Below are 21,056 nucleotides of genomic sequence, written 5' to 3'. Positions count from 1 at the left end.
ACCAAGATCACAACGGGCGACCGCACCCAAGCTGTGACCGATTCCGCCGGGCGATCCCGGCAGCCGGGACGCAACCGGACGGACCTTGCGAGCAAGGACTGAATGGTGGTTCACTTCTTGCGTGGCCTACCGGAGCACCGAGCGGGTGAAGGCCCGGCTGAGCGCCTCCCGGCAGCGGATCATCGCGGCCGCACTGGAGATCATGGCCGGCCACGGCTACGCGGGCTGCTCGGTGGCGGCCGTCGCCGAGCGGGCCGGCGTCGCGACCGGCACGGTCTACCGCCACTTCCCCACCAAGGCCGACCTCTTCGCCGAGGTGTTCCGCACCGCCTCGCAGCGCGAGGTGGACGCCGTGGCGCGTGCCGCGGCGCAGCGAACCACCGTCGCCGCGCAGATGGCGGCCGTCGTCGAGACGTTCGCCGGCCGCGCCCTGCAGTCCCCCCGGCTGGCGTACGCGCTGCTCGCCGAGCCGGTCGACCCGGCCGTCGACGCCGAGCGGCTCACCTTCCGCCGGGCCTACGCCGACCTGATCGCCGGTCACGTGGCGGCGGGGGTGGCGAGCGGCGAACTGCCCGCCCAGGACCCCGAGCTGACCGCGACCGCGCTGGTCGGCGCCCTGGCCGAGGCCATGGTCGGCCCGCTGGCCGCCGGGGTCGCCGGCCCGGGCACCATCCCCGACCTGATCCGGTTCATCCACCGCGCGCTGGGAGTATCGCCGTGACGACACACGAGGTGTTCAACCAGGTTCCCCCGCTGGCCGGCCACGACGCGGCGGACGACCCGGCGCTGCTCGACGGGCTGGACCGGGAGGGCGCCGGCTGGGCCGCCGCCGAGGTGCACGAACTCGGCCGGCTCGGTGGCGCCGCGCCGGCGATCGAGCACGGGCGGCTGGCGAACGAGCACCCGCCGGTCCTGCGCTCCCACGACCGCTCCGGCCACCGCATCGACGAGGTGGAGTTCCACCCGGCCTGGCACGAGTTGATGGGCACGGCCGTCGGCCACGGGCTGCACGCCGCGCCGTGGGCCGACGACCGGCCGGGCGCCCACGTGGCCCGGGCGGCCAAGTTCTACGTGTGGCGACCCGACGCCGGCCACGGCTGCCCGATCTCGATGACCTACGCGGCCGTGCCCGCGCTGCGGCACGACCCGGACCTGGCCGCGCGGTACGAGCCGCTGCTCACCGCGAGCGTGTACGACTTCGCGCTGCGCGCGCCACTGACCAAGCGGGGCCTGCTGGCTGGCATGTCGATGACGGAGAAGCAGGGCGGGTCGGACGTGCGCGCCAACACCACCGTCGCCCACCCCGACCCGGACGGCACCTACCGGCTCGTCGGGCACAAGTGGTTCACGTCGGCGCCGATGTGCGACGTCTTCCTCACCCTCGCCCAGGCGCCGGGCGGGCTCACCTGCTTCCTCGTCCCGCGCGTCCTGCCGGACGGCACGCGCAACCCGATGCGGCTCATGCGCCTCAAGGACAAGCTCGGCAACCGGTCCAACGCCTCGGCGGAGATCGAGTACGAGCACGCCGTCGCCTGGCGCGTCGGCGACGAGGGCCGGGGCGTGCGCACCATCATCGACATGGTCAACCTGACCCGCCTCGACTGCGTGATCGGCGCGGCGGCCGGGATGCGCCAGGGGCTGATCACCGCCGCCCACCACGCCACCCACCGGCGCACGTTCGGCCGTTACCTGGTCGACCAGCCGCTCATGCGCAACGTGCTCGCCGACCTCGCGGTCGAGTCCGAGGCCGCCACCGTCCTCATGATGCGCCTCGCCGGAGCCACCGACCGGTCCGCCCGCGGCGACGCCGGGGAGACGGCCTTCAAGCGGCTCGCCCTCGCCGTGGGCAAGTACTGGGTCTGCAAGCGCTGGCCGGCACACGCCGCCGAGGCCCTCGAATGCCTGGGCGGCAACGGCTACGTCGAGGAGTCGGGCATGCCGCGACTGTTCCGCGAGTCACCGCTGAACTCGATCTGGGAGGGCTCCGGCAACGTGGCCGCCCTGGACGTGCTGCGCGCGGTCACCCGGGAGCCCCAGGTCGTGGAGGCGTTCCGCACCGAGGTGAGCGCCGCCGCCAGGGCGGACCCGCGGCTGGACGCCGCGCTGCGCCAGGTGCAGGCGGACCTGACCGACCACGACGACCTCGAACTGCGGGCCCGCCGGGTCGTCGAGCGGCTCGCCCTGGTCCTGCAGGGCGCGCTGCTGGTGCGGCACGGTCACCCGGCCGTCGCCGACGCCTTCTGCGCCTCCCGCCTCGGCGGCGACCACGGCCAGGCGTTCGGCACCCTGCCGAGCGGTGTCGACTTCGCCGCGATCATCGCCCGGGCCGTGCCCAAGGTGGGCTGACCGGGACCGCGGTTCAGCAGAACCAGCCGTCCTGCACCCAGCCGTTGCGGTTGACGTGGCCGTAGGCGAAGCCGTAGATGTAGCCGCCGCTCCTGGGCCCCTTCACCTGGAAGGTCTGCCCGGCGTACAGGGTGCCCATCCAGGCGCCCAGCGGTTCGGTGCGGACGAACAACGACTCGGCGCACACGGTCTCCCGCACGCCGATGGTGCCGTTGGCGGCCCGCGCCGGCGACGACACGGCCAGCAGGGAGACGGCCGTCGCGGCGGCGACGCCCAGGCGGGCCAGCCGCGCGGGCCGCGATGTCGAGGTCACCACGAGTCGTACCCTCCGATGCACTCGATGCGCAGGTAGCCCCAGTCGTTGGGGCCGAAGTCGAACGTCGCCGCCCAGCCGTTGTAGACCGGGTGGGCACCGGGCGTGTGCCCGATCTTGTTGCCGTACTCCAGCACCCGCTTGAGGCCGTAGGGGCCCGACGCCGAGTCGTAGTTGTCGTAGAAGCTGGCGCTCTGGCAGATGGTGACGGCGTGGCGCGGCACCACGTAGGCCTGGGCGGCGGGCGGCGCCGCCAGCACGATGCCCAGTGCCGTCGCGGCCGCGACCGCCCTGGCGAACATTCGCATATTTATCTCCCTCGTTCGAAGGTGCGGGCAACGTAGCAGATTGCCACGGCGACCCACAACGATGTAGGTTTTCGCCAGGATCGGATCGAGGAGTGACGATGACCCGGTGGCGCGGCGTGACCCGGTTCGTGACGACGCTGGCCGTCCTGGCGGTGACCGCCCTGACCGCCCCGTCCCCCGCCGCCGCCTGGGGCTACGGCGTCAACCGGGTGCAGACGGCGGCCGAGGACTCGTGGGCGCAGACCGGCATGGGACCGGGCTGGGTGCTGCTGAGCTACAAGGCCAACGGGCCGATGGTCGGCTACCTGTTCGCCCGCGACTTCGTCTTCGCCGACGGCGCCGTCAAGTCCAGCTTCGACCACATGGACATCCGCGACACCGGCGACGCCAGCGCCGGCAACACCGAGGGCATCACCCGCTGGCCCTGGGGCTACGCCGGCGGCAGCTTCGACGGGTGCGCCTACGCCTACGGCACGCGCAAGTTCGCCATCGAGCGCACCGGGTTCATGTCGTCGAGCTGCGCCGGCGGCCCCAACGTCGCCGGCTCCAGCAACGCCGACGGCTCCCCGGACCAGCTGCGGTGGTGGCATTCCGAGCAGGTCTTCTGCACCGCCACCGCCGTCGATCCGCTGTGCAGCCCCTACGGCGTGTGGAGCGAGAACAAGGGTGGCGGGCTCAAGGCCACCACCGCCCGCACGACCTGCTCCGCATTCGGCAACATCGGGGCCGCCGCGGCGTACGGGTCCGGACCGGCCGTCGCCGTCCACCCGCTCGGCGCGGCCCCCGCCGGCGCGCAGATCGACATCCGCTACGTCAGCAAGGACCGCCAGTGGATCATGGCGAAGTGGCGCGGCAACCGGTTCGCCGGCGGCATCGCCTGGGCGTTCCTACCCCGATCCTGCGTCTGGTGACCCGGCGCCGACGATCCGCAGCGCCATCTCGGCGTACCGGGCGGCGATGTACTCGGGCACCAGGTCGCCGCCGTCCCGGTACCACCGGCCCACGTCGACACCGAGGGACAGCAGGGCGGCGGCCGCCATCCGGGGGTCCGGGGTCTCGAACACCCCGGCCGTGACGCCCGCCTCCACGAGCTGCCGGATCGCCTGCTCGATGTGGTGGCGGATCTCGCGGATCTCGGCCAGGTGCGCCGGGCTGAGCGCGGACAGTTCGTAGTTCACAACCCGGGTGGTGGTGTGGTCGCGGGCGTGGGTCACGACGAAGTCGTGGACCACCCGCCGCAGCGCCGTGGCCGGGTCGGCGGACGACGCGACCGCCTCCCGCACCAGCCGCAGCACGTGCTCGTGCCCCGACCGCGAGATCAGGTAGAGCAGTTCCTCCTTGGACCGGTGGTGCACGTAGAGCGCAGCGGGGCTCAGCCCGGCCGCGGCCGCGATGTCGCGGGTGGTCGTGCCGTGGAAGCCCCGCTCGGCGAACGCGCTGACGGCGGCGTCGAGCAGCCGGGCGCGCGTCGCGTCGGCGCGGGACTGCTCGGCGCTGTCGGTCACCACGTCGTCCTTCCCTCCTGAGCCTCGGCCGGCATTGATACCACAAATCGGCCGGGGCGGACCTGTTGACGACGCCCACCGGGCTGTCGCACACTCCCTCAGACACATCCTAAGCAAGCGCTTAGTAAGTCGGAGGAGGTGGCCGTGTCGGAGGCCCCGTCGAGCAGGTTCGCCGGCCGGACGGCGATCGTCACCGGTGCCAGCCGCGGCATCGGCCTGGCCGTCGCCGAGCGGCTGGTCGCCGAGGGCGCCCGGGTGGTGGTCACGGGCCGCAGGCAGGAGGCGTTGGACGAGGCGGTCGCCCGGCTGGGCGCCGGGCGCGCGGTCGGCGTCGCCGGCCACGCCGACGACCCCGACCACCAGGCCGAGGTGGTGGCCCGGGCCGTCGACGCCTTCGGCGGCGCGGACCTGCTGGTCAACAACACCGGAATCAACCCGGCGTACGGGCCGCTGGTCGAGCTGGACCTGGCCGCCGCCCGCAAGGTCTTCGAGGTGAACTGCCTCGCCGCGCTGTCCTGGGTGCAGCAGGTCCACCGGGCCTGGATGGGCGAGCACGGGGGCGCGATCGTCAACGTCTCCTCGGTGGCCGGCGTCCGGCCGGCGGCCGGCATCGGCTTCTACGGCGCCAGCAAGGCGATGCTGACCCACCTCACCCAGCAGCTCGCCGTCGAGCTGGGCCCGGACATCCGGGTGAACGCGGTCGCCCCGGCCGTGGTGAAGACGAGATTCGCCACCGCCCTCTACGAGGGCCGCGAGGAGGAGGTCGCGGCCGCGTACCCGCTCCGGCGGCTCGGCGTCCCCACCGACGTCGGCAGTGTCGTCGCGTTCCTGCTCTCCGAGGACGCCGCCTGGATCACCGGCCAGCTGCTCGTCGTCGACGGCGGCCTCACCCTCACCGGAGGTGTCTGATGCCGGTGCGGGACAGGGGCGTCGTCGTCACCGGCGCCGGGCACGGCATCGGCCGCGCGCTGGCGACCCGGCTCGCCGCCGAGGGCGCGCGGGTCGTGGTCAACGACCTCGACGCCGAGGCGGCCCTGGGGGTGGCCGAGGCGATCGGCGGGTTCGCCGCTCCGGGCGACGCCGCCGGCGAGCAGGGCGTCGCCGCGCTGGTCGAGACCGCCCGAGGCCACCTGGGCGACATCGACGCCTGGTTCGGCAACGCCGGGATCGACCGCGGGCGCGGGCTCGACGCCCCCGAGGCCGAGTGGGAGGCGAGCCACGAGGTGAACGTCATGGCGCACGTCCGCGCCGCGCGACTGCTGATCCCCGGCTGGGTCGAGCGCGGCGCGGGCCGCTTCGTGGTGACCGCGTCCGCGGCCGGGCTGCTCACGACGCTCGGGAACCCGGCGTACGCGGTCAGCAAGCACGCCTGCGTCGCGTTCGCCGAGTGGCTGTCGGCCACCTACCGGCATCGCGGGATCGTGGTGCAGGCCATCTGCCCCCAGGGCGTACGGACCCGGATGCTCGACAACACCGGACCGCTGCGGGACCTCATCAGCCGTGACGGTGCGCTCGCCCCGGAGGACGTGGCCGAGGCGGCGTGGCAGGCCCTGCACGACGACCGGTTCCTGGTCCTGCCGCATCCCCGGGTGGCCGACTACTACCGGCACCGGGCCACCGACACCGACCGCTGGCTGCACGGCATGAACACGCTCCAGCGGCAGCTTGAGGACCAGGGAGGTCTCCGATGAGGGCATGGCGCGTGACCGCGCTCGGCGAGCCGGTCGACGTGCTGCGGCTCGTCGACGTGACGGACCCGGCCCCGGGCCCCGGGCAGCTCGTGGTCCGGGTGCTGGCCAGTCCGGCCAACTTCCCCGACGTGCTCATGTGCCGCGGCGAGTACCAGGTCAAGCCGGACCTCCCGTTCACCCCGGGGGTGGAGCTGTGCGGCGAGGTCGTCGCCCTCGGCGCGGGGGTGCACGGGTTCGCCGTCGGCGACCGGGTGCTCGGCGGCGCGACGCTGCCGTACGGCGGGTTCGCCGAGTTCGCGCTGCTGGACGCGGCGACCACGTTCCCCGCGCCCGCGGCGCTCGACGACGCCGAGGCGGCCGCCCTCTACATCGGCTACCAGACCGGCTGGTTCGGCCTGCACCGGCGGGCCGGGCTGCGCGCCGGTGAGACGCTGCTCGTGCACGCCGCGGCCGGCGGCGTCGGCAGCGCGGCGGTCCAGCTCGGCAGGGCGGCCGGCGCCCGGGTCATCGGCGTGGTGGGCGGCCCGGAGAAGGCGGAGGTGGCCCGCGCCCTCGGCGCGGACGTCGTCGTGGACCGGCGCGCCGAGGACTTCGTCGAGGTGGTGAAGGCCGAGACCGGCGGCCGGGGCGCCGACGTCGTCTACGACCCGGTGGGCGGGGACACCTACCAGCGTTCGACGAAGTGTGTCGCCTTCGAGGGCCGGATCCTCGTGGTCGGCTTCGCCGGCGGCCGGATCCAGTCCGCCGCGCTCAACCACGCCCTGGTGAAGAACTACTCGATCGTCGGCCTGCACTGGGGTCTCTACCAGCGCCACGACCCGGCCGCCGTCGTCGAGTGCCACCGTGCCCTCACCGCGCTGGCCGCACAGGGCGCCGTTCGGCCTCTGGTCAGCGAGCGCCTCCCGCTCGGCGAGGTGGCCGACGGGGTGCAGCGGCTCGCCGACGGCTCCACCGTCGGCCGGGTGGTGTACGTCCCCTGACCCTCCACCTGCCCCATCCGTACCCAACGAGGAGTTGACCCGCCATGACCATCACCCGCACCGCCGTCGTCACCGGAGCGGCCCGTGGCATCGGGGCCGGCGTCGCGAAGCGGCTGGCCCGCGACGGCTTCGCCGTCGCCGTCGTCGACCTGGACGAGGCGGCCGGCGCGCCGGTCGCCGACGAGATCCGGGCCGCCGGCGGCCGGGCCGTGGCCGTCGGCGCCGACGTCGCCGACGAGGAGGCGGTGGGTGCGGCCGTGGACCGGATCGCCGGGGAGTTGGGCGAGCCCACGGTCCTGGTCAACAACGCCGGCATCACCCGGGACAACCTGCTGTTCAAGATGACCGCCGACGACTGGGACGCGGTGGTGAACGTGCACCTGCGGGGCTCGTTCCTGATGACCCGCGCCGTGCAGGGCCACATGACCAGCGCGGGTTGGGGGCGGATCGTCAACCTGTCCAGCACCTCCGCGCTGGGCAACCGGGGTCAGGCCAACTACGCGGCCGCGAAGGCCGGGCTCCAGGGCTTCACCAAGACCCTCGCGCTCGAACTCGGCAAGTTCGGGGTGACGGCGAACGCGATCGCCCCGGGGTTCATCGAGACCGAGATGACCGCCGCCACGGCGGCCCGGCTCGGCGTGCCGTTCGACGAGTTCAAGCGGGCCGCCGCGGCGCAGATCCCGGTCGCCCGCACCGGCACGCCGGAGGACATCGCGCACGCCGTGTCGTTCTTCGTGAGCGAGGCCGCCGGCTTCGTGTCCGGCCAGGTGCTGTACGTGGCCGGTGGGCCGAGGGCCTGAGTGGAGGGAGAGACGATGAAGGTCTTCCAGGGCATCGAGGAGCTCCAACGGGCGGTCGGCACCCATCTCGGGCACTCCGGCTGGCACCGGATCACGCAGCAGCAGATCGACGCGTTCGCCGAGGCCACCGGTGACCACCAGTGGATCCACGTCGACCCGGCGCGGGCGGCGCGCAGCCCGTTCGGCGGCACCATCGCCCACGGCTACCTGACGCTGTCGCTGGTGCCGATGCTGGTCTGGCAGGTCTACCGGGTCGACGGGGTGAGCATGGGCGTGAACTACGGCGCCAACAAGCTCCGCTTCCCCGCCCCGGTCCCCGTCGACTCGGAGGTGCGGGCCGGGGTGGAGCTGCTGTCGCTGGCGCCGGGCGGCGGTGGCTACCAGCTGACCGCGAAGGTGACCGTCGAGGTGGCCGGCGCCGCGAAGCCGGCCTGCGTCGTCGAGACCGTCAGCGTCCTGGTCCCGTGACCGGCCGGCAGGACCCGCCCGGCCTCGACCTGGCCCGGCTCGGCGACTGGTTCGCGGCCGAGGTGCCCGGGGCGGCGGGGCTGTCGACCGCCCGGCTGGTCACCGGCGGGAAGTCCAACCTCACCTACGAGGTGGGTGACGGGCGGACGACGTGGATCGTGCGGCGGCCCCCGCTGGGGCACGTGCTGTCGACCGCGCACGACATGGCCCGGGAGTACCGGGTCATGTCGGCGCTGCGCGCCACCGACGTGCCGGTGCCGGAGACGTACGCGCTCTGCGCGGACGCCGGCGTGCTGGGCGCGCCGTTCTACGTCATGGAGCGGGTCGCCGGCACGGCGTACCGGCACGCGGCCGAGCTGGAACCGCTCGGCCCGGAACGCACGAGGGCCATCGCCTCCCGGTTGGTCGACACCCTGGCCACCCTGCACGCGGTCGACCCGGCGGCCGTGGGGTTGGCCGACTTCGGCCGGCCCGCGGGGTTCCTGGCCCGGCAGGTGCGGCGGTGGCGCAAGCAGCTCGACGCGTCGCACAGCCGGGACCTGCCGGCCGCCGACGAGCTGTACGCCCGCCTGACGTCCGGCGTGCCGGCCGATTCGGCGCCGGGCATCGTGCACGGCGACTACCGCCTCGACAACGTGCTCGTCGACGACCGGGACCGCCCCGCCGCGGTGATCGACTGGGAGATGGCCACCGTCGGCGACCCGCTCACCGACCTGGCGCTGCTGGTGCTCTACCAGCGTCTCGGCCGGCTCGTCGGGACGGCGGTGGCCGAGGCGTCGTCCGCGCCCGGCTTCCTGACCGAGGACGAGATCCTCGAACGGTACGCGGCGGCGAGCGGCCGGGAACTCCCGTCCCTCGGTTTCCACCTCGGCCTGGCGGCCTTCAAGCTGGCCGCGATCCTCGAGGGCATCCACTTCCGCCACTTGCGGGGCCAGACCGTCGGCGCCGGCTTCGGGCAGCTCGGCGAGGTCACCGAACTCCTCCTCGACGCCGGCCTGACCTACCTGAAGGAGCACTGATGGACTTTTCCCTGGACCCGCGGACCGAGGGGCTGCGCGACAACCTCCTGGACTTCATGGACCGCCACATCCACCCGGCCGAGCCGGTCTTCCACGAGCAGCTCGGTCAGCTCGGCGACCGCTGGGCCTGGGACTCCGTGCCCGTGCTCGCGGAGCTGCGCGCCGCCGCGCGGAAGCGCGGGCTGTGGAACCTGTTCCTGCCGGGTGAACTCGGCGCCGGCCTGACCAACCTCCAGTACGCCCCGCTCGCGGAGATCACCGGGCGGAGCCACCTGGCGCCCGCCGTGCTGAACTGCGCCGCCCCGGACACCGGCAACATGGAGGTGCTGGCCATGTTCGGCACCGGCGAGCAGCGCAAGCAGTGGCTGGAGCCGCTGCTCGACGGTGAGATCCGCTCGTCGTTCGCCATGACCGAGCCCGACGTGGCCTCGTCGGACGCCACGAACATCGCCACCCGGATCGAGCGGGACGGCGACCACTACGTGATCAACGGCCGGAAGTGGTGGATCACCGGCGCCATGAACCCGAACGCCCGGATCCTCATTGTCATGGGCAAGACCGATCCGCACGCCGAGCGGCACCGCCAGCAGTCCATGGTGCTGGTCCCGCGGGAGACCCCGGGCCTGGAGATCATCCGCGGCATGGAGGTGTTCGGGTACGACGACCACGACCACGGCGGGCACGCCGAGCTGGCGTTCCACGACGTCCGCGTGCCGGCGGAGAACCTGATCGGCGCCGAGGGCGACGGCTTCGCGATCGCGCAGGCCCGGCTCGGCCCCGGCCGCATCCACCACTGCATGCGCTCGATCGGCCTGGCCGAGCGGGCCGTCGAGCTGATGTGCGCCCGCGCCGAGCAGCGGGTCGCGTTCGGCCGGCCGCTGGCCGAGCAGGGCGTGGTCCGGGAGTGGATCGCCGAGTCGCGGGTGCGGATCGAGCAGTTGCGCCTGCTGGTGCTCAAGACCGCCTGGCTGATGGACACGGTCGGCAACAAGGGCGCGCACACCGAGATCCAGGCCATCAAGATCGCCACCCCGGCTGCCGTGCAGTGGATCCTGGACAAGGCGATCCAGGCGCACGGCGCGGCCGGCCTGTCCCAGGACTTCCCGCTGGCACGGGCCTACGCCGGCATCCGTACCCTGCGGTTCGCCGACGGGCCCGACGAGGTGCACCGCAACGCCCTGGCCCGTCACGAGTTGCGGCGCCAGGCCGCCGCGCGGCAGCGGAACGACGCCGGGCGCCCGACGGCCTAGGGTGGTGGGCATGGCAGGCCCCACCCCTTCCGCCGCCGGAAATCCGCTCACCGTGCTCACCCTCGACGAACTCCGGCAGCGCAGCAGCGTGAAGTGGCGGATGCACCCGCCGGACGTGCTCCCCCTCTGGGTCGCCGAGCAGGACGTGCCCCTCGCTCCCCCGGTGGCGGACGCGCTGCGCCGGGTGATCGACCTGGGTGACACCGGATACCCGCACGGGACGGCGTACGCGGAGGCGCTCGGGGAGTTCGCCGCCGACCGCTGGGGCTGGCACGGCTTCCGCGTCGACCACACCGCCGTCGTCCCCGACGTGATGATGGGCATCGTCGAGGTCCTCCGGCTGGTGACCGACCCCGGCGACGCCGTCGTGGTCTGCTCCCCCGTCTACCCGCCCTTCTACGCCTTCGTCAGCCACGCCGACCGGCAGGTGGTCGAGGCGCCGCTCGGACCGGACCTGCGGCTGGACCCCGCCGCCCTGGACGAGGCGTTCCGCCGGGCCCGGGCACTCGGCCGCCGGCCCGCCTTCCTGCTGTGCAACCCGCACAACCCGACCGGGGTGGTCCACCGCCGGGACGAGCTCGACGCCGTGGCCGACCTGGCCGCCCGGCACGGCGTACGGGTGGTCTCCGACGAGATCCACGCCCCGCTGGTGCTTCCCGGGGCGCGCTTCACGCCCTACCTCACGGTGGCCGGCGCCGAGGACGCCTTCGCGCTGACCTCCGCCTCGAAGGCGTGGAACCTCGCGGGCCTCAAGGCGGCGCTCGCCGTCGCCGGGCCGCGGGCCGCCGCCGACCTGCGCCGCATGCCGGAAGAGGTCGGCCACGGTCCCAGCCACCTGGGCGTCCTGGCGCACACCGCCGCGTTCCGTGCCGGCGGGCCGTGGCTCGACCTCCTCCTCGACGGCCTCGACGCCAACCGCACCCTGTTGGAGACCCTGCTGGCGAAGCACCTCCCGGCCGTCACCCACCACCGCCCCGAGGGCACCTACCTCGCCTGGCTGGACTGCACGGCGCTGGGCATCGCCACCGAGCAGGCGCCCGGCGAGCCCGGGGTGGCCAGCGACATCGCGGGTCCCGCGAAGATGTTCCTCGACCGGGCGCGGGTCGCGCTCAGCTCGGGGCACGTCTTCGGCACGGGCGGCGCCGGCTTCGTACGCCTCAACTTCGCCACTTCCCCGGCGATCCTCACCGAGGCCGTCACCCGGATGGGCCGGGCCGTCGAGACGCTCGAGCCGCCGGCCCCCGGCATCCCGGCGGAGCGACCCGGCCGTGGCTCGGCTCACGGGTGTTCCACCGTTTCGGGTTGATCCACCTCGGGTATCTGCGGCCTGCCGGCCGGTGCGAGTCCGAGGTGACCGCCGCCGCCCGCGCCCCATCGTGGAGGGAAGGGCAGGTCACTCGGTGGTGAATTCGTCCGTGAGGCCGACGATGTCGAGGACCGCGACGGTGATCCGGGACGGCCTGCGCAGCACCAGGAAGCATCCGGCGGAGGCGGCTCGCCCGCGGACCGTCAGCAGCGCGTTGACTCCGGCGGCGCAGAAGAAGCTCACCGCGCTCAGGTCGAGCACCAGCACCGGCGGCGCGTGCCCGGACAGCAGCCGGTCGACGAGGCCGACGAGCGGGTCGACGGTCGCCATGTCGACCGGGCCCCCGACCTCCACGACGACCGCCGGGCCTTCCCGGGCCAGCGCCAGGGACAGGGTCGGCCGGTAGCTGGCCTGCGGCGGCGCCGGATGCTGGGCGTGATCGACGGACATGAGCTGCTCCTCGCGCGAGGGTGGCGGACCGGGTTGACGCCCGGCTCGCTCGTCGGCGACCGGGCACTGGTCCTGGGCTCATGTCCGAACCCACCTCGACCCTAGCCGCATCCCGCCCGATTGGCACCCTGCCGGTCGGGGAAACATCTGCTCCCCAAACACAGGAAGGCAGTGGTCGCTGCTCCCGCAGGGGGCCGGCACACGGAGTTCAGGAGGTGGCGGTGCCGTCCGATGCAACCGACCAGCATCTGGCCTCGGCCTACGGCCGGCTGTTGACGCTGCTCGCCGATTCGCCCCACGTCGACGTGTTCCTGGACCAGATGGTCCGGGTCGCCACGGAGGTCGTCGCCCCCGCCGAGGCCTGCGGGCTGACGGTGCGCCGGGACGACGGCGCGTTCACCGTGGCGAGCAGCGGCGACCTCGCCGCGCAGGGCGACGAGATCCAGTACGGGGCCGACGAGGGGCCCTGTCTCGAGGCCCTGCGCCAGGGGCAGGTCGTGGAGGTGCACGACCTGCGCGACGACGACCGCTGGTGCGGCTACCGGGAACACGCGCTCCGGCTCGGCATCCTCAGCTCGCTGTCCCTGCCCGTGACGGTCGACGGCGAGACCGTCGGCGCGTTGAACCTCTACGCCACCCGGCCGGGGGCGTTCACCGACGCGGCACGCCGGCATGCCCTGGCGTTCACGGACCAGGGGTCGGCGGCGCTGGGCGTCATCCTCCGCCAGGCCGACCAGGCCCTCCTGCATCGGCAGCTCACCGACGCCATGGTGTCCCGCAGCGTCATCGACCAGGCCCTCGGGGTGGTCATGGGCCAGCAGCGCTGCACCGCCGCGGAGGCCTTCACCCTGCTCCGGCAGGCGTCGCAGCACCGCAACCGCAAGCTGCGTGACGTGGCCGCCGAGATCATCACCCAGGTCAGCGGCGAGTCACCCCAGCCGGCTCCCGCATTCGTGCCACCGCGTCAGCCGTCGTGAGGGTGGCGACGGCCGCGGACGGGTGCCGCGGCCGTCGCCGGACGGTGTTCAGCGGTTGCGCAGCGGCGCGAGCGCGGTGCTCCAGGCCACGACCTGGTCGAGGGTGGTGGTGAGCGCGTCGTGCTGGAACTGGCTGGGCTTGAAGACGCTGAAGTTCTCGAAGTCGGTGAAGAGCGACAGCGCCACCTGGGACCGGACGTCGGCCATCTGCAGCTCGCCGGCGATCAGCCGCAGGTGCTCCACGGCCCGGGTGCCGCCCGCGGAGCCGTAGCTGACGAACCCGACGGCCTTGTTGTTCCACTCGGCGTAGAGGAAGTCGATGGCGTTCTTCAGGGCGCCCGAGGTGGAGTGGTTGTACTCCGGGGTGACCATCACGAACCCGTCGAACGACGCGATGGTGCTGGCCCAGCGCAGCGTGTGCGGCTGCGTGTACTGGCCCATCGCCGGCGGGTACGCCTCGTCCAGGTGCGGCAGCTGGTGGTCGAGCAGGTCGACGAGCTCGAACTGCGCGTCGCCGCGCTGCTTGGCGACGTCGAACACCCAGCGGGCGACGGCCTCGCCGTTGCGACCCGGGCGGGTGCTGCCGAGGATGATTCCGATCCTGGTCATGTTGTGATGCCCTTCCAAAGTCCTTGCCTGGTCAAGTAGACGCTAGCCATTCGTTGCTTCGTCAAGCAACCTCCGCCGTCGTGGCGGTCGTCACGGCCTGGAGGTGTCGTTGCTCGGTCAAGCAAGTAGGATGGGTGCATGTCCGCCGCTCCGGAACCGCTGCGCCCCCTCGACGCCGAGGAGGAGGCGCTGGTCCGCTCGCTGGGCCGGATCATGCACGTGCTGCCCCGTGCCATCGACGCCGACATGGTGGGCGACCGCCAGCTGCCGCTCACCGAGTACACGGCCCTCATGCACCTCTCCGAGGCGCCGGAGCGGCGGATGCGGATGAGCGAACTGGCCGCGGCGTGCCAGCTCTCCCTGAGCGGGATGACCCGCACCATCGGCCGGCTGGAGACGCAGGGGCTGGCCGAGCGGGTCAAGTGTTCCGAGGACGCGCGCGGGTGGAACGCCGTCCTCACCGACGCCGGCCTCGCCCGGCTCCAGGAGTCCTGGCCGAGTCACCTGGCCAGCGTGCGGCGGCGGTTCCTCGACCACTTCGAGGGCATCGACCTCGTCCGGCTGGCCCGCGCGTTCCAGCGCGTCGGCACGGCCGACTGAGCCCTCGCGCGGGGGCGGTCCGGCCACCCGCGCGACGGCGGGCGGCCGGACCGGGCCCCGGTCAGTGCAACAGCTCCCGGACGCGCGGGACGACCCGCGTGCCGTAGAGCTCGATGCCGGTCATGAGGGCCGCGTGCGAGAGCCCGCCCATGCCGTACTTCATCTCGAAGCGGTTCGCGCCGAGCAGGTCGAGGTTCGCGGCGATCTTCCGCGCCACGGTCTCGGGCGAGCCGACGTACAGGGCGCCGTGCGGCCCGACCTCGCGCAGGAAGGACTCCCGGGTCGGTACGGCGAAGCCGCGGGTCCGGGCCACCCGGCGGAAGACCTCCTGGTAGCGGGGGAAGAACTCCTCGCGGGCCTGCTCGTCGGTCGCGGCGACGTGCCCGGGCGAGTGCACGCCGATGGGCAGGGGATCCTTGCCGAGCTGCGTGAGCGCCTGGTGGAACAGCCGGGAGAACGGGACGAAGCGGGCCGGCGACCCGCCGATGATCGCGAGCATCAGGCCGTAGTCGTACCGGGCGGCCCGGATCACCGACTGCGGGTTGCCGCCCACGCCGATCCAGGCCGGGAAGGGTCCGGACTCGGCGTGCGGCACCACGTCCTGCTCGCGCAGCGGCGCCCGCACGGTGCCCGTCCAGGTCACCGGCCCACCCTTGCGCAGCTCGGCGAAGAGCTGCGCCTTCTCCTCGAAGAGCTGCTCGTAGTCGGCCAGGTCGTAGCCGAACAGGGGAAACGACTCGGTGCTGGACCCGCGGCCGAGGATCACCTCGGCCCGGCCGCCGGAGACCGCGTCGAGGGTGGAGTAGCGCTGGAAGACCCGTACCGGGTCGTCGGAGCTGAGCACCGTGACGGCCGACCCCAGCCGGATCCGGGTGGTGCGGGCGGCGATCGCCCCCAGCACCACGTCGGCAGCCGAGAGCGGGAAGTCGTCGGTGTGGTGCTCACCGATGCCGAAGAAGTCCACGCCGACCTGATCCGCGAGGACGCCCTGCTCGACGATGTCGCGGATCGTGCGGGCGTGCGAGAGCGGCCGGTCGTCGGCGTCGTGGGTGACGTCGCCGAAGGTGTCCAGGCCGAGCACGAGGGGAAAGGCGGCCGGGCGTACCGGATCCGACGGTGCTGTGGTCACGATGAGCCTCTGTCCGTGTGCGTTTCCTTGATCGGTCAAACATATCCCGCATGCTTGACTGCTCAAGGAAATCTCGATCACACCTACCGGCTGACCGTCACCGGTCCCCCGGGACCACCAGGCCCGACTCGTACGCCACGACGACGGCCTGGGTGCGGTCACGCAGGCCGAGCTTGGCGAGCACCCGGCTGACGTGGGACTTCACCGTCTCCTCCCCCACGACGAGCCGGGCGGCGATCTCGGGGTTCGACAGTCCCTCGGCGATCAGCCGCAGCACCTCGGTCTCCCGGGCGGTGAGCGCGCGAAGCGCCGCATCCGGTTCCCGGCGGCGTACGCGCATCCTGGCGAACTCGGCGACGAGCCGCCGGGTCACCGTCGGGGCGAGCAGCGCCTCCCCCGCGGCGACGACGCGGACCGCGTCGAACAGGCGCTCGGCGGTCGCGTCCTTGAGGAGGAAACCGCTCGCGCCGGCGCCGAGCGCGTCGTACACGTGCTCGTCGAGGTCGAACGTCGTCAGCATCAGCACCCGGGGCGGCTCCGGGTCGGCGAGGAGCCGCCGGGTGGCCTCGATGCCGTCCATCCCAGGCATGCGGATGTCCATGAGGACCACGTCGGGGCGCACCTGCCGGCAGATCCGCACGGCCTGCCCGCCGTCCGCGGCCGAGCCGACGACCGCGAAGTCGGGCTGCGTCGCCAGCAGGACCTCGAAGGCGGCACGCACGACGTCCTGGTCGTCGACCACGACGATGCGGGTGGCCGTCACGGCGTGCCTCCCCCGGTCGGCAGGACGGCCTCGACGAGGAACCCGGCGCCCGGTGCCGCACCGGCGCTGACCTGGCCACCGACCATGGCCGCCCGTTCCCGCATCCCGGCCAGCCCGTGCCCGTGGCCGCCGGCCGGGGCGGGGCCCGGGCCGTTGTCGTAGACCCGCACGCTCAGGTCGTCGCCGCGGTAGTGCAGCTCGACGTCGACGGCCGCGCCGGGGGCGTGGCGGCGGGCGTTCGTGAGCGCCTCCTGCACGATGCGGTACGCCGTCAGCTCGACGCCGGGATCGAGCGGCTCGACGGAGCCGCTGACGATCAGGCGGACGCCACCGCCGACGGCCGCGTCGCGTACCTCGTCGAGGAGGGCGTTGAGCTGGCGGAGCCCGGGTTGGGGGCGACGGGTCGGCTCGGCGTCCACGTCCTCCCGGAGCACGCCCAGCAGGCGCCGCATCTCCGTCAGCGCGACGCGGGCGGTGTCCCCGATGGCGGTCAGGCGGCGGGCGCCGTCCGGTGGCAGGCCCGGTGTCGCGAGGCGGGCCGCCTCGGCCTGCAGGGCGATCATGGTGATGTGGTGCGCCACCACGTCGTGGAGTTCCCGGGCGATCCGGGCCCGTTCGCCGCGGGCCGCGTACTCCATGAGCGTCGCCGCCGACGACTGCTCGTCGGCCCGGTGGCGGCGCCGCTCGTCCCGCAGCCGCAGCGCCGCCCCGGCGGCCGTCGCCAGCGCCGCGACGGCCAGCAGGAGCAGGGCGACGGGTCGCCCGCCGGGCCGGTCACCCGACAGCGGCGCCGCCGCGTACGCGGCGAACGGCAGGACCAGGGCGCCGGCGGTGCTCAGTGGACGCCGGCGGCCGGTGACCCCGTAGAGCAGCGCCAGCGCGGTCGCCCCGGCGGCGGTGACCGGATAGGAGACCAGCAGGCCGGACAGCGCCGCTGCGGCGGACAGGACGGCGGCCGTCGCCGGCCAGAGGCGGGCCAGGGCGACGGGGGCGACCACGGCGAGCGCGAGGAGAACCGCGATCGCGGTCGGCCGGTGGTGGTACGCGCCCGCCATCGCCTCGACCACCGCCACGGCGCCGAGAGCGGCCGTCGTCGAGGCCGGCCCGATCCCCTTCACGCCGCCATTCTCACCGGCCGCGACATCGGTGTCGTCCCCCCGTCGGCGACCGGGCCTCCCCCGCACGAGGGAGGCGGCCACCGGCGGAAGACCCCTCTGCGCCGTGACGCGCGAGCCGGTCACCGCCGCCTAACGTCCCTGCCATGGAACCCACGATCGAGGTACGCGCGCTCCGCAAGCGCTACCGCACCGCCGTCGCCGTGGACGGGCTGTCGTTCACCGTCCGGGCCGGCGAGGTGACCGGTTTCGTCGGGCCGAACGGGGCCGGGAAATCGACGACCATGCGGCTGGTCCTCGGGCTCGACACGCCGGACGAGGGTGTGGCCCTGGTCAACGGCCGCCCCTACCGGTCGCTGCGGACGCCGCTGACCCAGGTCGGCGCGCTCCTCGACGCCTCGGCCCTGCACCCGGGCCGGCGCGCCCGCGACCACCTGCTCTGGCTGGCCCACAGCAACGGCATCGGCCGGCGCCGGGTGGCCGAGGTGCTCGACCAGGTGGGCCTGGCCTCGGCCGCGCGCCGCCGGACCGGGGGCTTCTCGCTGGGCATGCGGCAGCGACTGGGCATCGCCGCCGCCCTGCTCGGCGACCCGCCGGTGCTGATGTTCGACGAGCCGGTCAACGGGCTCGACCCGGACGGCATCGTGTGGATCCGCGGCCTCATGCGGTCCCTGGCCGCCGAGGGACGGGCGGTCCTGGTCTCCAGTCACCTCATGAGCGAGCTGGAGGACACCGCCGACCATCTGGTCGCGGTCGGTCGCGGCCGCCTGATCGCCGACACGAGCGTGGCCGCGCTGCTGGCCGCGGCCTCGAAGGACCGCGTCGAGGTCACCACCACGCAGCGGGCCGAGGCCACGACCGTGCTGGCCAATGGCGGCGCGACCGTCACCGTGGCCGGTCCGGACACGGTCGTCGTCGACGGGCTGGCCGGCGACCGGGTGGCGGCGCTGCTGACCGGGGCCGCCGTCCCGTTCTCGGAGCTGCGGCGGCACCGGGCCTCCCTGGAGGAGGCGTACATGGACCTGACGCGCGGCGCCATCGAGTTCGCGCCGGAGGCCGGAGCGCCGGCGACCGAAGGGAGCGTCCGGTGACCGCTCGCGAGTCCTTCCCCCGCCTGCTGCTGGCCGAGTGGACGAAACTGCGCTCGGTGCGGCGCTGGGTGGTCACGCTGCTCGCCGCGGCCGCGCTGACCGTCGGCCTGAGCTACCTGGCCGCGTCGAGCAGCCGGACGAACATCAACGAGCACGCCGCGTTCGTGAGCGGGCCGCACGGCGACCCGGTCGCCGACGACTTCTACTTCGTGCACCAGCCGGTCACGGGCGACACGACGCTCACCGTGCGGGTCGCGTCGCTGGAACCCGAACCGTTCGGGCGCGACGTGGACCCGGAGCTGGACCGCATGACCAGGCTCGACGATCCGAGCCCGTTCGCCCGGCCGGCGGCCGGCATCATGCTCAAGGACGGCACCCGGCCCGGCTCGTCGTACGCCTCGCTGATGCTGACCGCCGGTCAGGGCGTACACCTGCAGTGGGACTTCGACGCGGACAGCAGGGGCAGCGCGAGCAGCGGCGCCCGATGGTTGCGGCTCGTACGCTCGGGCGCCACGATCACCGGGTACGAGTCGGCCGACGGCACCGCGTGGCGCAAGGTCGGTACGGCGACGCCGAAGAACCTCCCGTCCACGGTCGAGGTCGGCTTCTACGTCTCGTCACCGGCGGCCGTGTACACGTCCCGGGGCGGCGGCAGCTCGTCCGTCGGCGAGCGGCCGACCAGCGCCCGGGCCGCGTTCGACAACGTGCGGCTCAGCTCGGAAGGGACCTGGCACGGCGAGACGATCGGCCGCGGGGACCGGCTCGGGGAGAAGGGCGGCGTACGCGCCGGCGGCCGGGTCACCGAGGCCGGCGGCGGCTACACCGTGGTGGGCACCGGCACGGTCGGTCCACGGCCGCCGGACGACGACATGGTCGAGATCGCGCTGGTCGGCGTCATCGCCGGGCTCATGGCCCTCATCGCGATCGGGGTCCTGTCCGCGACATCGGAGTACCGGCGGGGCATGATCCGGACGACGTTCGCCGCGACCCCGCGCCGGGGCCGGGTGCTGGCCGCGAAGGCGATCGTCCTCGGCGCCACCTCGTTCCTCGTCGGGCTGGTGGGCGCGGTCGGGTCGTTCGCGCTCGCCGTACCGGCCCTGCGCGAGCGGGGCTTCACGACGCCGGCCTTCCCCCGGCCGTCCCTCACCGATCCCCCGGTGCTGCGGGCGCTGCTGCTGACCGCCGCGTTCCTCGCCGGCGTCGCCGTGGTCGGCCTCGCGATCGGCGTGCTGCTGCGGCACACCGCGGCCGCGATCACGATCACCGTCCTGCTGGTGCTCGGACCGCTGATCGTCGGCATGATCCTGCCGGGCACCTCGCCGAGGTGGCTCATGTACACCACGTTGGCGGGCGGCATGGCGACCCAGCGGGCCAAGCCGCCGACCGTCACGCTCGCCGAGCCGTGGGCCCTGATCGGGCCGTGGGCCGGGATCGGTGCGGTCGCGGCATGGGTCGCCCTCACCCTCGGGCTCGCCTGGTGGCAGCTGCGCAGGCGGGACGCGTGACGGCGCCGCCGGCCCTCTGGGCGCTGCGGGCGGAGTGGACGAAGCTGCGGACCCTGCCGAGCACCGGCTGGCTGGCGCTGCTCACGGTCGCCGGCACGGTGGGCGTCGCGTTCGCCGTCACCGGGTCGCTGGACTTCGCGCACTGCGGTCCGCCCTGCACCCTCGACCTCACGAAGCTGACGCTGGCGGGCGTACGCCTCGCCCAGGTCGGGATCGTGGTCCTCGCGGTCCTGGCGGTGACGGCGGAGTACAGCACGCGGACGATCCAGCCGACACTCATGGCCGTGCCGCGCCGGTTCCCGGTCGTGCTGGGCAAGCTCGGCGCCCTGGCCGTCCTCGGCACGACCACCGGCGCGCTGCTGGTCGCCGGCTCCCTGGCGGCCGGCCGGGCGATGCTGCCCGGCAACGGGTTCACCGCGGCGCACGGCTTTCCGGCGCTGTCGCTCGCCGACGACCTCACCCGCCGGGCGGCCGTCGGGACGGTTCTCTACACCGGGCTCGTCACCCTGCTGGGAGCGGGGCTCGGGCTCCTCCTGCGCGACACCGCCGGTGCGCTGACGGCGGCGCTGGCCCTGCTCTACGGCTCGCCCGTTGTCGCCATGTTCGTCACCGACCCGACCTGGCAGCACCGCATCCACCGGTTCGCCCCGATGGACGCCGGCCTGACCATCCAGGCGACGCGCGACCTCGCCGCCGAGCACATCGGCCCGTGGGCCGGGCTCGGTGTCCTGTCCCTGTACGCCGCCGCGGCGGTCGTCGCGGGGTTGCTGGTGTTCCAGCGCCGCGACGCAGGCTGACCGCCAAAAAGTTTTGTTTGGTTCCTACAACTGG

At 73.7% G+C, this 21,056-nt stretch carries 24 protein-coding genes; 16 read left to right on the top strand and 8 right to left on the bottom strand.

All coding sequences use genetic code 11. From position 1 onward, the window contains the following. Positions 1–121: 121 nt before the first annotated feature. Positions 122–721: a TetR/AcrR family transcriptional regulator gene (locus tag F8274_RS06915; RefSeq protein WP_151461449.1), complete on the top strand. Its 600-nt coding sequence runs from the start codon at positions 122–124 to the stop codon at positions 719–721. Continuing rightward, positions 718–2,346, top strand: coding sequence for an acyl-CoA dehydrogenase family protein (locus tag F8274_RS06910; RefSeq protein ID WP_151461448.1), 1,629 nt, complete (start codon positions 718–720; stop codon positions 2,344–2,346). The genes F8274_RS06915 and F8274_RS06910 overlap by 4 nt, the downstream gene beginning before the upstream one ends. Positions 2,347–2,359: 13 nt before the next feature. Here F8274_RS06910 and F8274_RS06905 read toward each other — a convergent pair whose 3' ends face one another. Further along, positions 2,360–2,659 (bottom strand): hypothetical protein, encoded by a 300-nt coding sequence (locus F8274_RS06905; RefSeq protein WP_151461447.1) that lies wholly within the window; start codon positions 2,657–2,659, stop codon positions 2,360–2,362. After that, positions 2,656–2,967 carry a hypothetical protein gene (locus tag F8274_RS06900; protein WP_225853636.1) on the bottom strand — a complete coding sequence of 104 codons (312 nt, stop codon included), beginning with the start codon at positions 2,965–2,967 and terminating at the stop codon, positions 2,656–2,658. Before F8274_RS06900 ends, F8274_RS06905 begins: the two co-directional genes overlap by 4 nt. Before the next feature lie 98 nt (positions 2,968–3,065). Between F8274_RS06900 and F8274_RS06895 the strand changes: the two genes are divergently transcribed. Further along, on the top strand, positions 3,066–3,878 hold the full coding sequence (locus F8274_RS06895) for a hypothetical protein (RefSeq protein ID WP_151461446.1): 813 nt from the start codon (positions 3,066–3,068) through the stop codon (positions 3,876–3,878). On the opposite strand, the gene F8274_RS06890 is transcribed toward F8274_RS06895, so the two are convergent. Next, on the bottom strand, positions 3,855–4,472 hold the full coding sequence (locus F8274_RS06890; RefSeq protein ID WP_151461445.1) for a TetR family transcriptional regulator: 618 nt from the start codon (positions 4,470–4,472) through the stop codon (positions 3,855–3,857). The genes F8274_RS06895 and F8274_RS06890 overlap by 24 nt on opposite strands. Positions 4,473–4,616: 144 nt before the next feature. Here F8274_RS06890 and F8274_RS06885 point away from each other — a divergent pair, with 144 nt between their 5' ends. The 8 genes from F8274_RS06885 to F8274_RS06850 are packed head-to-tail and all read left to right on the top strand — an operon-like array spanning position 4,617 to position 11,986. Further along, positions 4,617–5,381, top strand: coding sequence for an SDR family oxidoreductase (locus tag F8274_RS06885; protein WP_151461444.1), 765 nt, complete (start codon positions 4,617–4,619; stop codon positions 5,379–5,381). Further along, the gene (locus F8274_RS06880; RefSeq protein WP_151461443.1) at positions 5,381–6,163 is read left to right on the top strand and encodes an SDR family oxidoreductase; all 783 of its coding nucleotides are present in this window, start codon (positions 5,381–5,383) and stop codon (positions 6,161–6,163) included. The genes F8274_RS06885 and F8274_RS06880 overlap by 1 nt, the downstream gene beginning before the upstream one ends. Continuing rightward, the gene (locus tag F8274_RS06875; RefSeq protein WP_151461442.1) at positions 6,160–7,143 is read left to right on the top strand and encodes an NADPH:quinone oxidoreductase family protein; all 984 of its coding nucleotides are present in this window, start codon (positions 6,160–6,162) and stop codon (positions 7,141–7,143) included. Before F8274_RS06880 ends, F8274_RS06875 begins: the two co-directional genes overlap by 4 nt. Positions 7,144–7,187: 44 nt before the next feature. Beyond that, a complete protein-coding gene (gene fabG, locus F8274_RS06870; RefSeq protein WP_151461441.1) occupies positions 7,188–7,943 on the top strand; it encodes a 3-oxoacyl-ACP reductase FabG in 756 nt (251 codons plus the stop codon). A 15-nt stretch (positions 7,944–7,958) separates the two neighbouring features. Continuing rightward, positions 7,959–8,411, top strand: a complete 453-nt coding sequence (locus F8274_RS06865; RefSeq protein ID WP_151461440.1) for a MaoC family dehydratase — start codon at positions 7,959–7,961, stop codon at positions 8,409–8,411. Continuing rightward, entirely contained in the window at positions 8,408–9,430 is a 1,023-nt protein-coding gene (locus tag F8274_RS06860) for a phosphotransferase family protein (protein WP_151461439.1), read from the top strand. The genes F8274_RS06865 and F8274_RS06860 overlap by 4 nt, the downstream gene beginning before the upstream one ends. After that, on the top strand, positions 9,430–10,680 hold the full coding sequence (locus F8274_RS06855) for an acyl-CoA dehydrogenase family protein (RefSeq protein ID WP_151461438.1): 1,251 nt from the start codon (positions 9,430–9,432) through the stop codon (positions 10,678–10,680). The genes F8274_RS06860 and F8274_RS06855 overlap by 1 nt, the downstream gene beginning before the upstream one ends. A 10-nt stretch (positions 10,681–10,690) precedes the next feature. Next, on the top strand, positions 10,691–11,986 hold the full coding sequence (locus F8274_RS06850) for a MalY/PatB family protein (RefSeq protein ID WP_151461437.1): 1,296 nt from the start codon (positions 10,691–10,693) through the stop codon (positions 11,984–11,986). Positions 11,987–12,073: 87 nt separating this feature from the next. Here F8274_RS06850 and F8274_RS06845 read toward each other — a convergent pair whose 3' ends face one another. Continuing rightward, positions 12,074–12,436, bottom strand: coding sequence for an STAS domain-containing protein (locus tag F8274_RS06845; RefSeq protein ID WP_151461436.1), 363 nt, complete (start codon positions 12,434–12,436; stop codon positions 12,074–12,076). 221 nt (positions 12,437–12,657) lie between these two features. Here F8274_RS06845 and F8274_RS06840 point away from each other — a divergent pair, with 221 nt between their 5' ends. Further along, on the top strand, positions 12,658–13,413 hold the full coding sequence (locus F8274_RS06840) for a GAF and ANTAR domain-containing protein (RefSeq protein WP_192579735.1): 756 nt from the start codon (positions 12,658–12,660) through the stop codon (positions 13,411–13,413). Positions 13,414–13,461: 48 nt separating this feature from the next. On the opposite strand, the gene F8274_RS06835 is transcribed toward F8274_RS06840, so the two are convergent. After that, positions 13,462–14,022 (bottom strand): NADPH-dependent FMN reductase, encoded by a 561-nt coding sequence (locus tag F8274_RS06835; RefSeq protein ID WP_151461434.1) that lies wholly within the window; start codon positions 14,020–14,022, stop codon positions 13,462–13,464. Positions 14,023–14,160: 138 nt separating this feature from the next. On the opposite strand from F8274_RS06835, the gene F8274_RS06830 reads away from it, so the two are divergent. Then, entirely contained in the window at positions 14,161–14,622 is a 462-nt protein-coding gene (locus F8274_RS06830; RefSeq protein ID WP_151461433.1) for a MarR family winged helix-turn-helix transcriptional regulator, read from the top strand. 61 nt (positions 14,623–14,683) lie between these two features. Here the strand turns inward: F8274_RS06830 and F8274_RS06825 are convergent, their stop codons facing one another. From F8274_RS06825 to F8274_RS06815, 3 genes are all read right to left on the bottom strand, one after another. Next, the gene (locus F8274_RS06825) at positions 14,684–15,751 is read right to left on the bottom strand and encodes an LLM class flavin-dependent oxidoreductase (protein WP_151461432.1); all 1,068 of its coding nucleotides are present in this window, start codon (positions 15,749–15,751) and stop codon (positions 14,684–14,686) included. A 97-nt stretch (positions 15,752–15,848) separates the two neighbouring features. After that, positions 15,849–16,514 carry a response regulator transcription factor gene (locus F8274_RS06820; RefSeq protein WP_151461431.1) on the bottom strand — a complete coding sequence of 222 codons (666 nt, stop codon included), beginning with the start codon at positions 16,512–16,514 and terminating at the stop codon, positions 15,849–15,851. After that, a complete protein-coding gene (locus F8274_RS06815; protein ID WP_225853635.1) occupies positions 16,511–17,632 on the bottom strand; it encodes a sensor histidine kinase in 1,122 nt (373 codons plus the stop codon). The genes F8274_RS06820 and F8274_RS06815 overlap by 4 nt, the downstream gene beginning before the upstream one ends. 143 nt (positions 17,633–17,775) lie before the next feature. Here F8274_RS06815 and F8274_RS06810 point away from each other — a divergent pair, with 143 nt between their 5' ends. From F8274_RS06810 to F8274_RS06800, 3 genes are read left to right on the top strand one after another with little or no spacing between them, the layout of a single operon-like run. Then, the gene (locus tag F8274_RS06810; RefSeq protein WP_151461430.1) at positions 17,776–18,720 is read left to right on the top strand and encodes an ATP-binding cassette domain-containing protein; all 945 of its coding nucleotides are present in this window, start codon (positions 17,776–17,778) and stop codon (positions 18,718–18,720) included. Beyond that, positions 18,717–20,225 (top strand): ABC transporter permease subunit, encoded by a 1,509-nt coding sequence (locus tag F8274_RS06805; protein WP_151461429.1) that lies wholly within the window; start codon positions 18,717–18,719, stop codon positions 20,223–20,225. The genes F8274_RS06810 and F8274_RS06805 overlap by 4 nt, the downstream gene beginning before the upstream one ends. Further along, the gene (locus F8274_RS06800; protein ID WP_151461428.1) at positions 20,222–21,022 is read left to right on the top strand and encodes an ABC transporter permease; all 801 of its coding nucleotides are present in this window, start codon (positions 20,222–20,224) and stop codon (positions 21,020–21,022) included. Before F8274_RS06805 ends, F8274_RS06800 begins: the two co-directional genes overlap by 4 nt. Positions 21,023–21,056: the final 34 nt, after the last annotated feature.

Source organism: Micromonospora sp. AMSO31t (assembly GCF_008868175.1).
In the GTDB taxonomy this organism is placed as follows: domain Bacteria; phylum Actinomycetota; class Actinomycetes; order Mycobacteriales; family Micromonosporaceae; genus Micromonospora.
The sequence above is the reverse complement of the archived record's forward strand: the minus strand, read 5'-3'. Positions and strand labels throughout refer to the sequence as shown.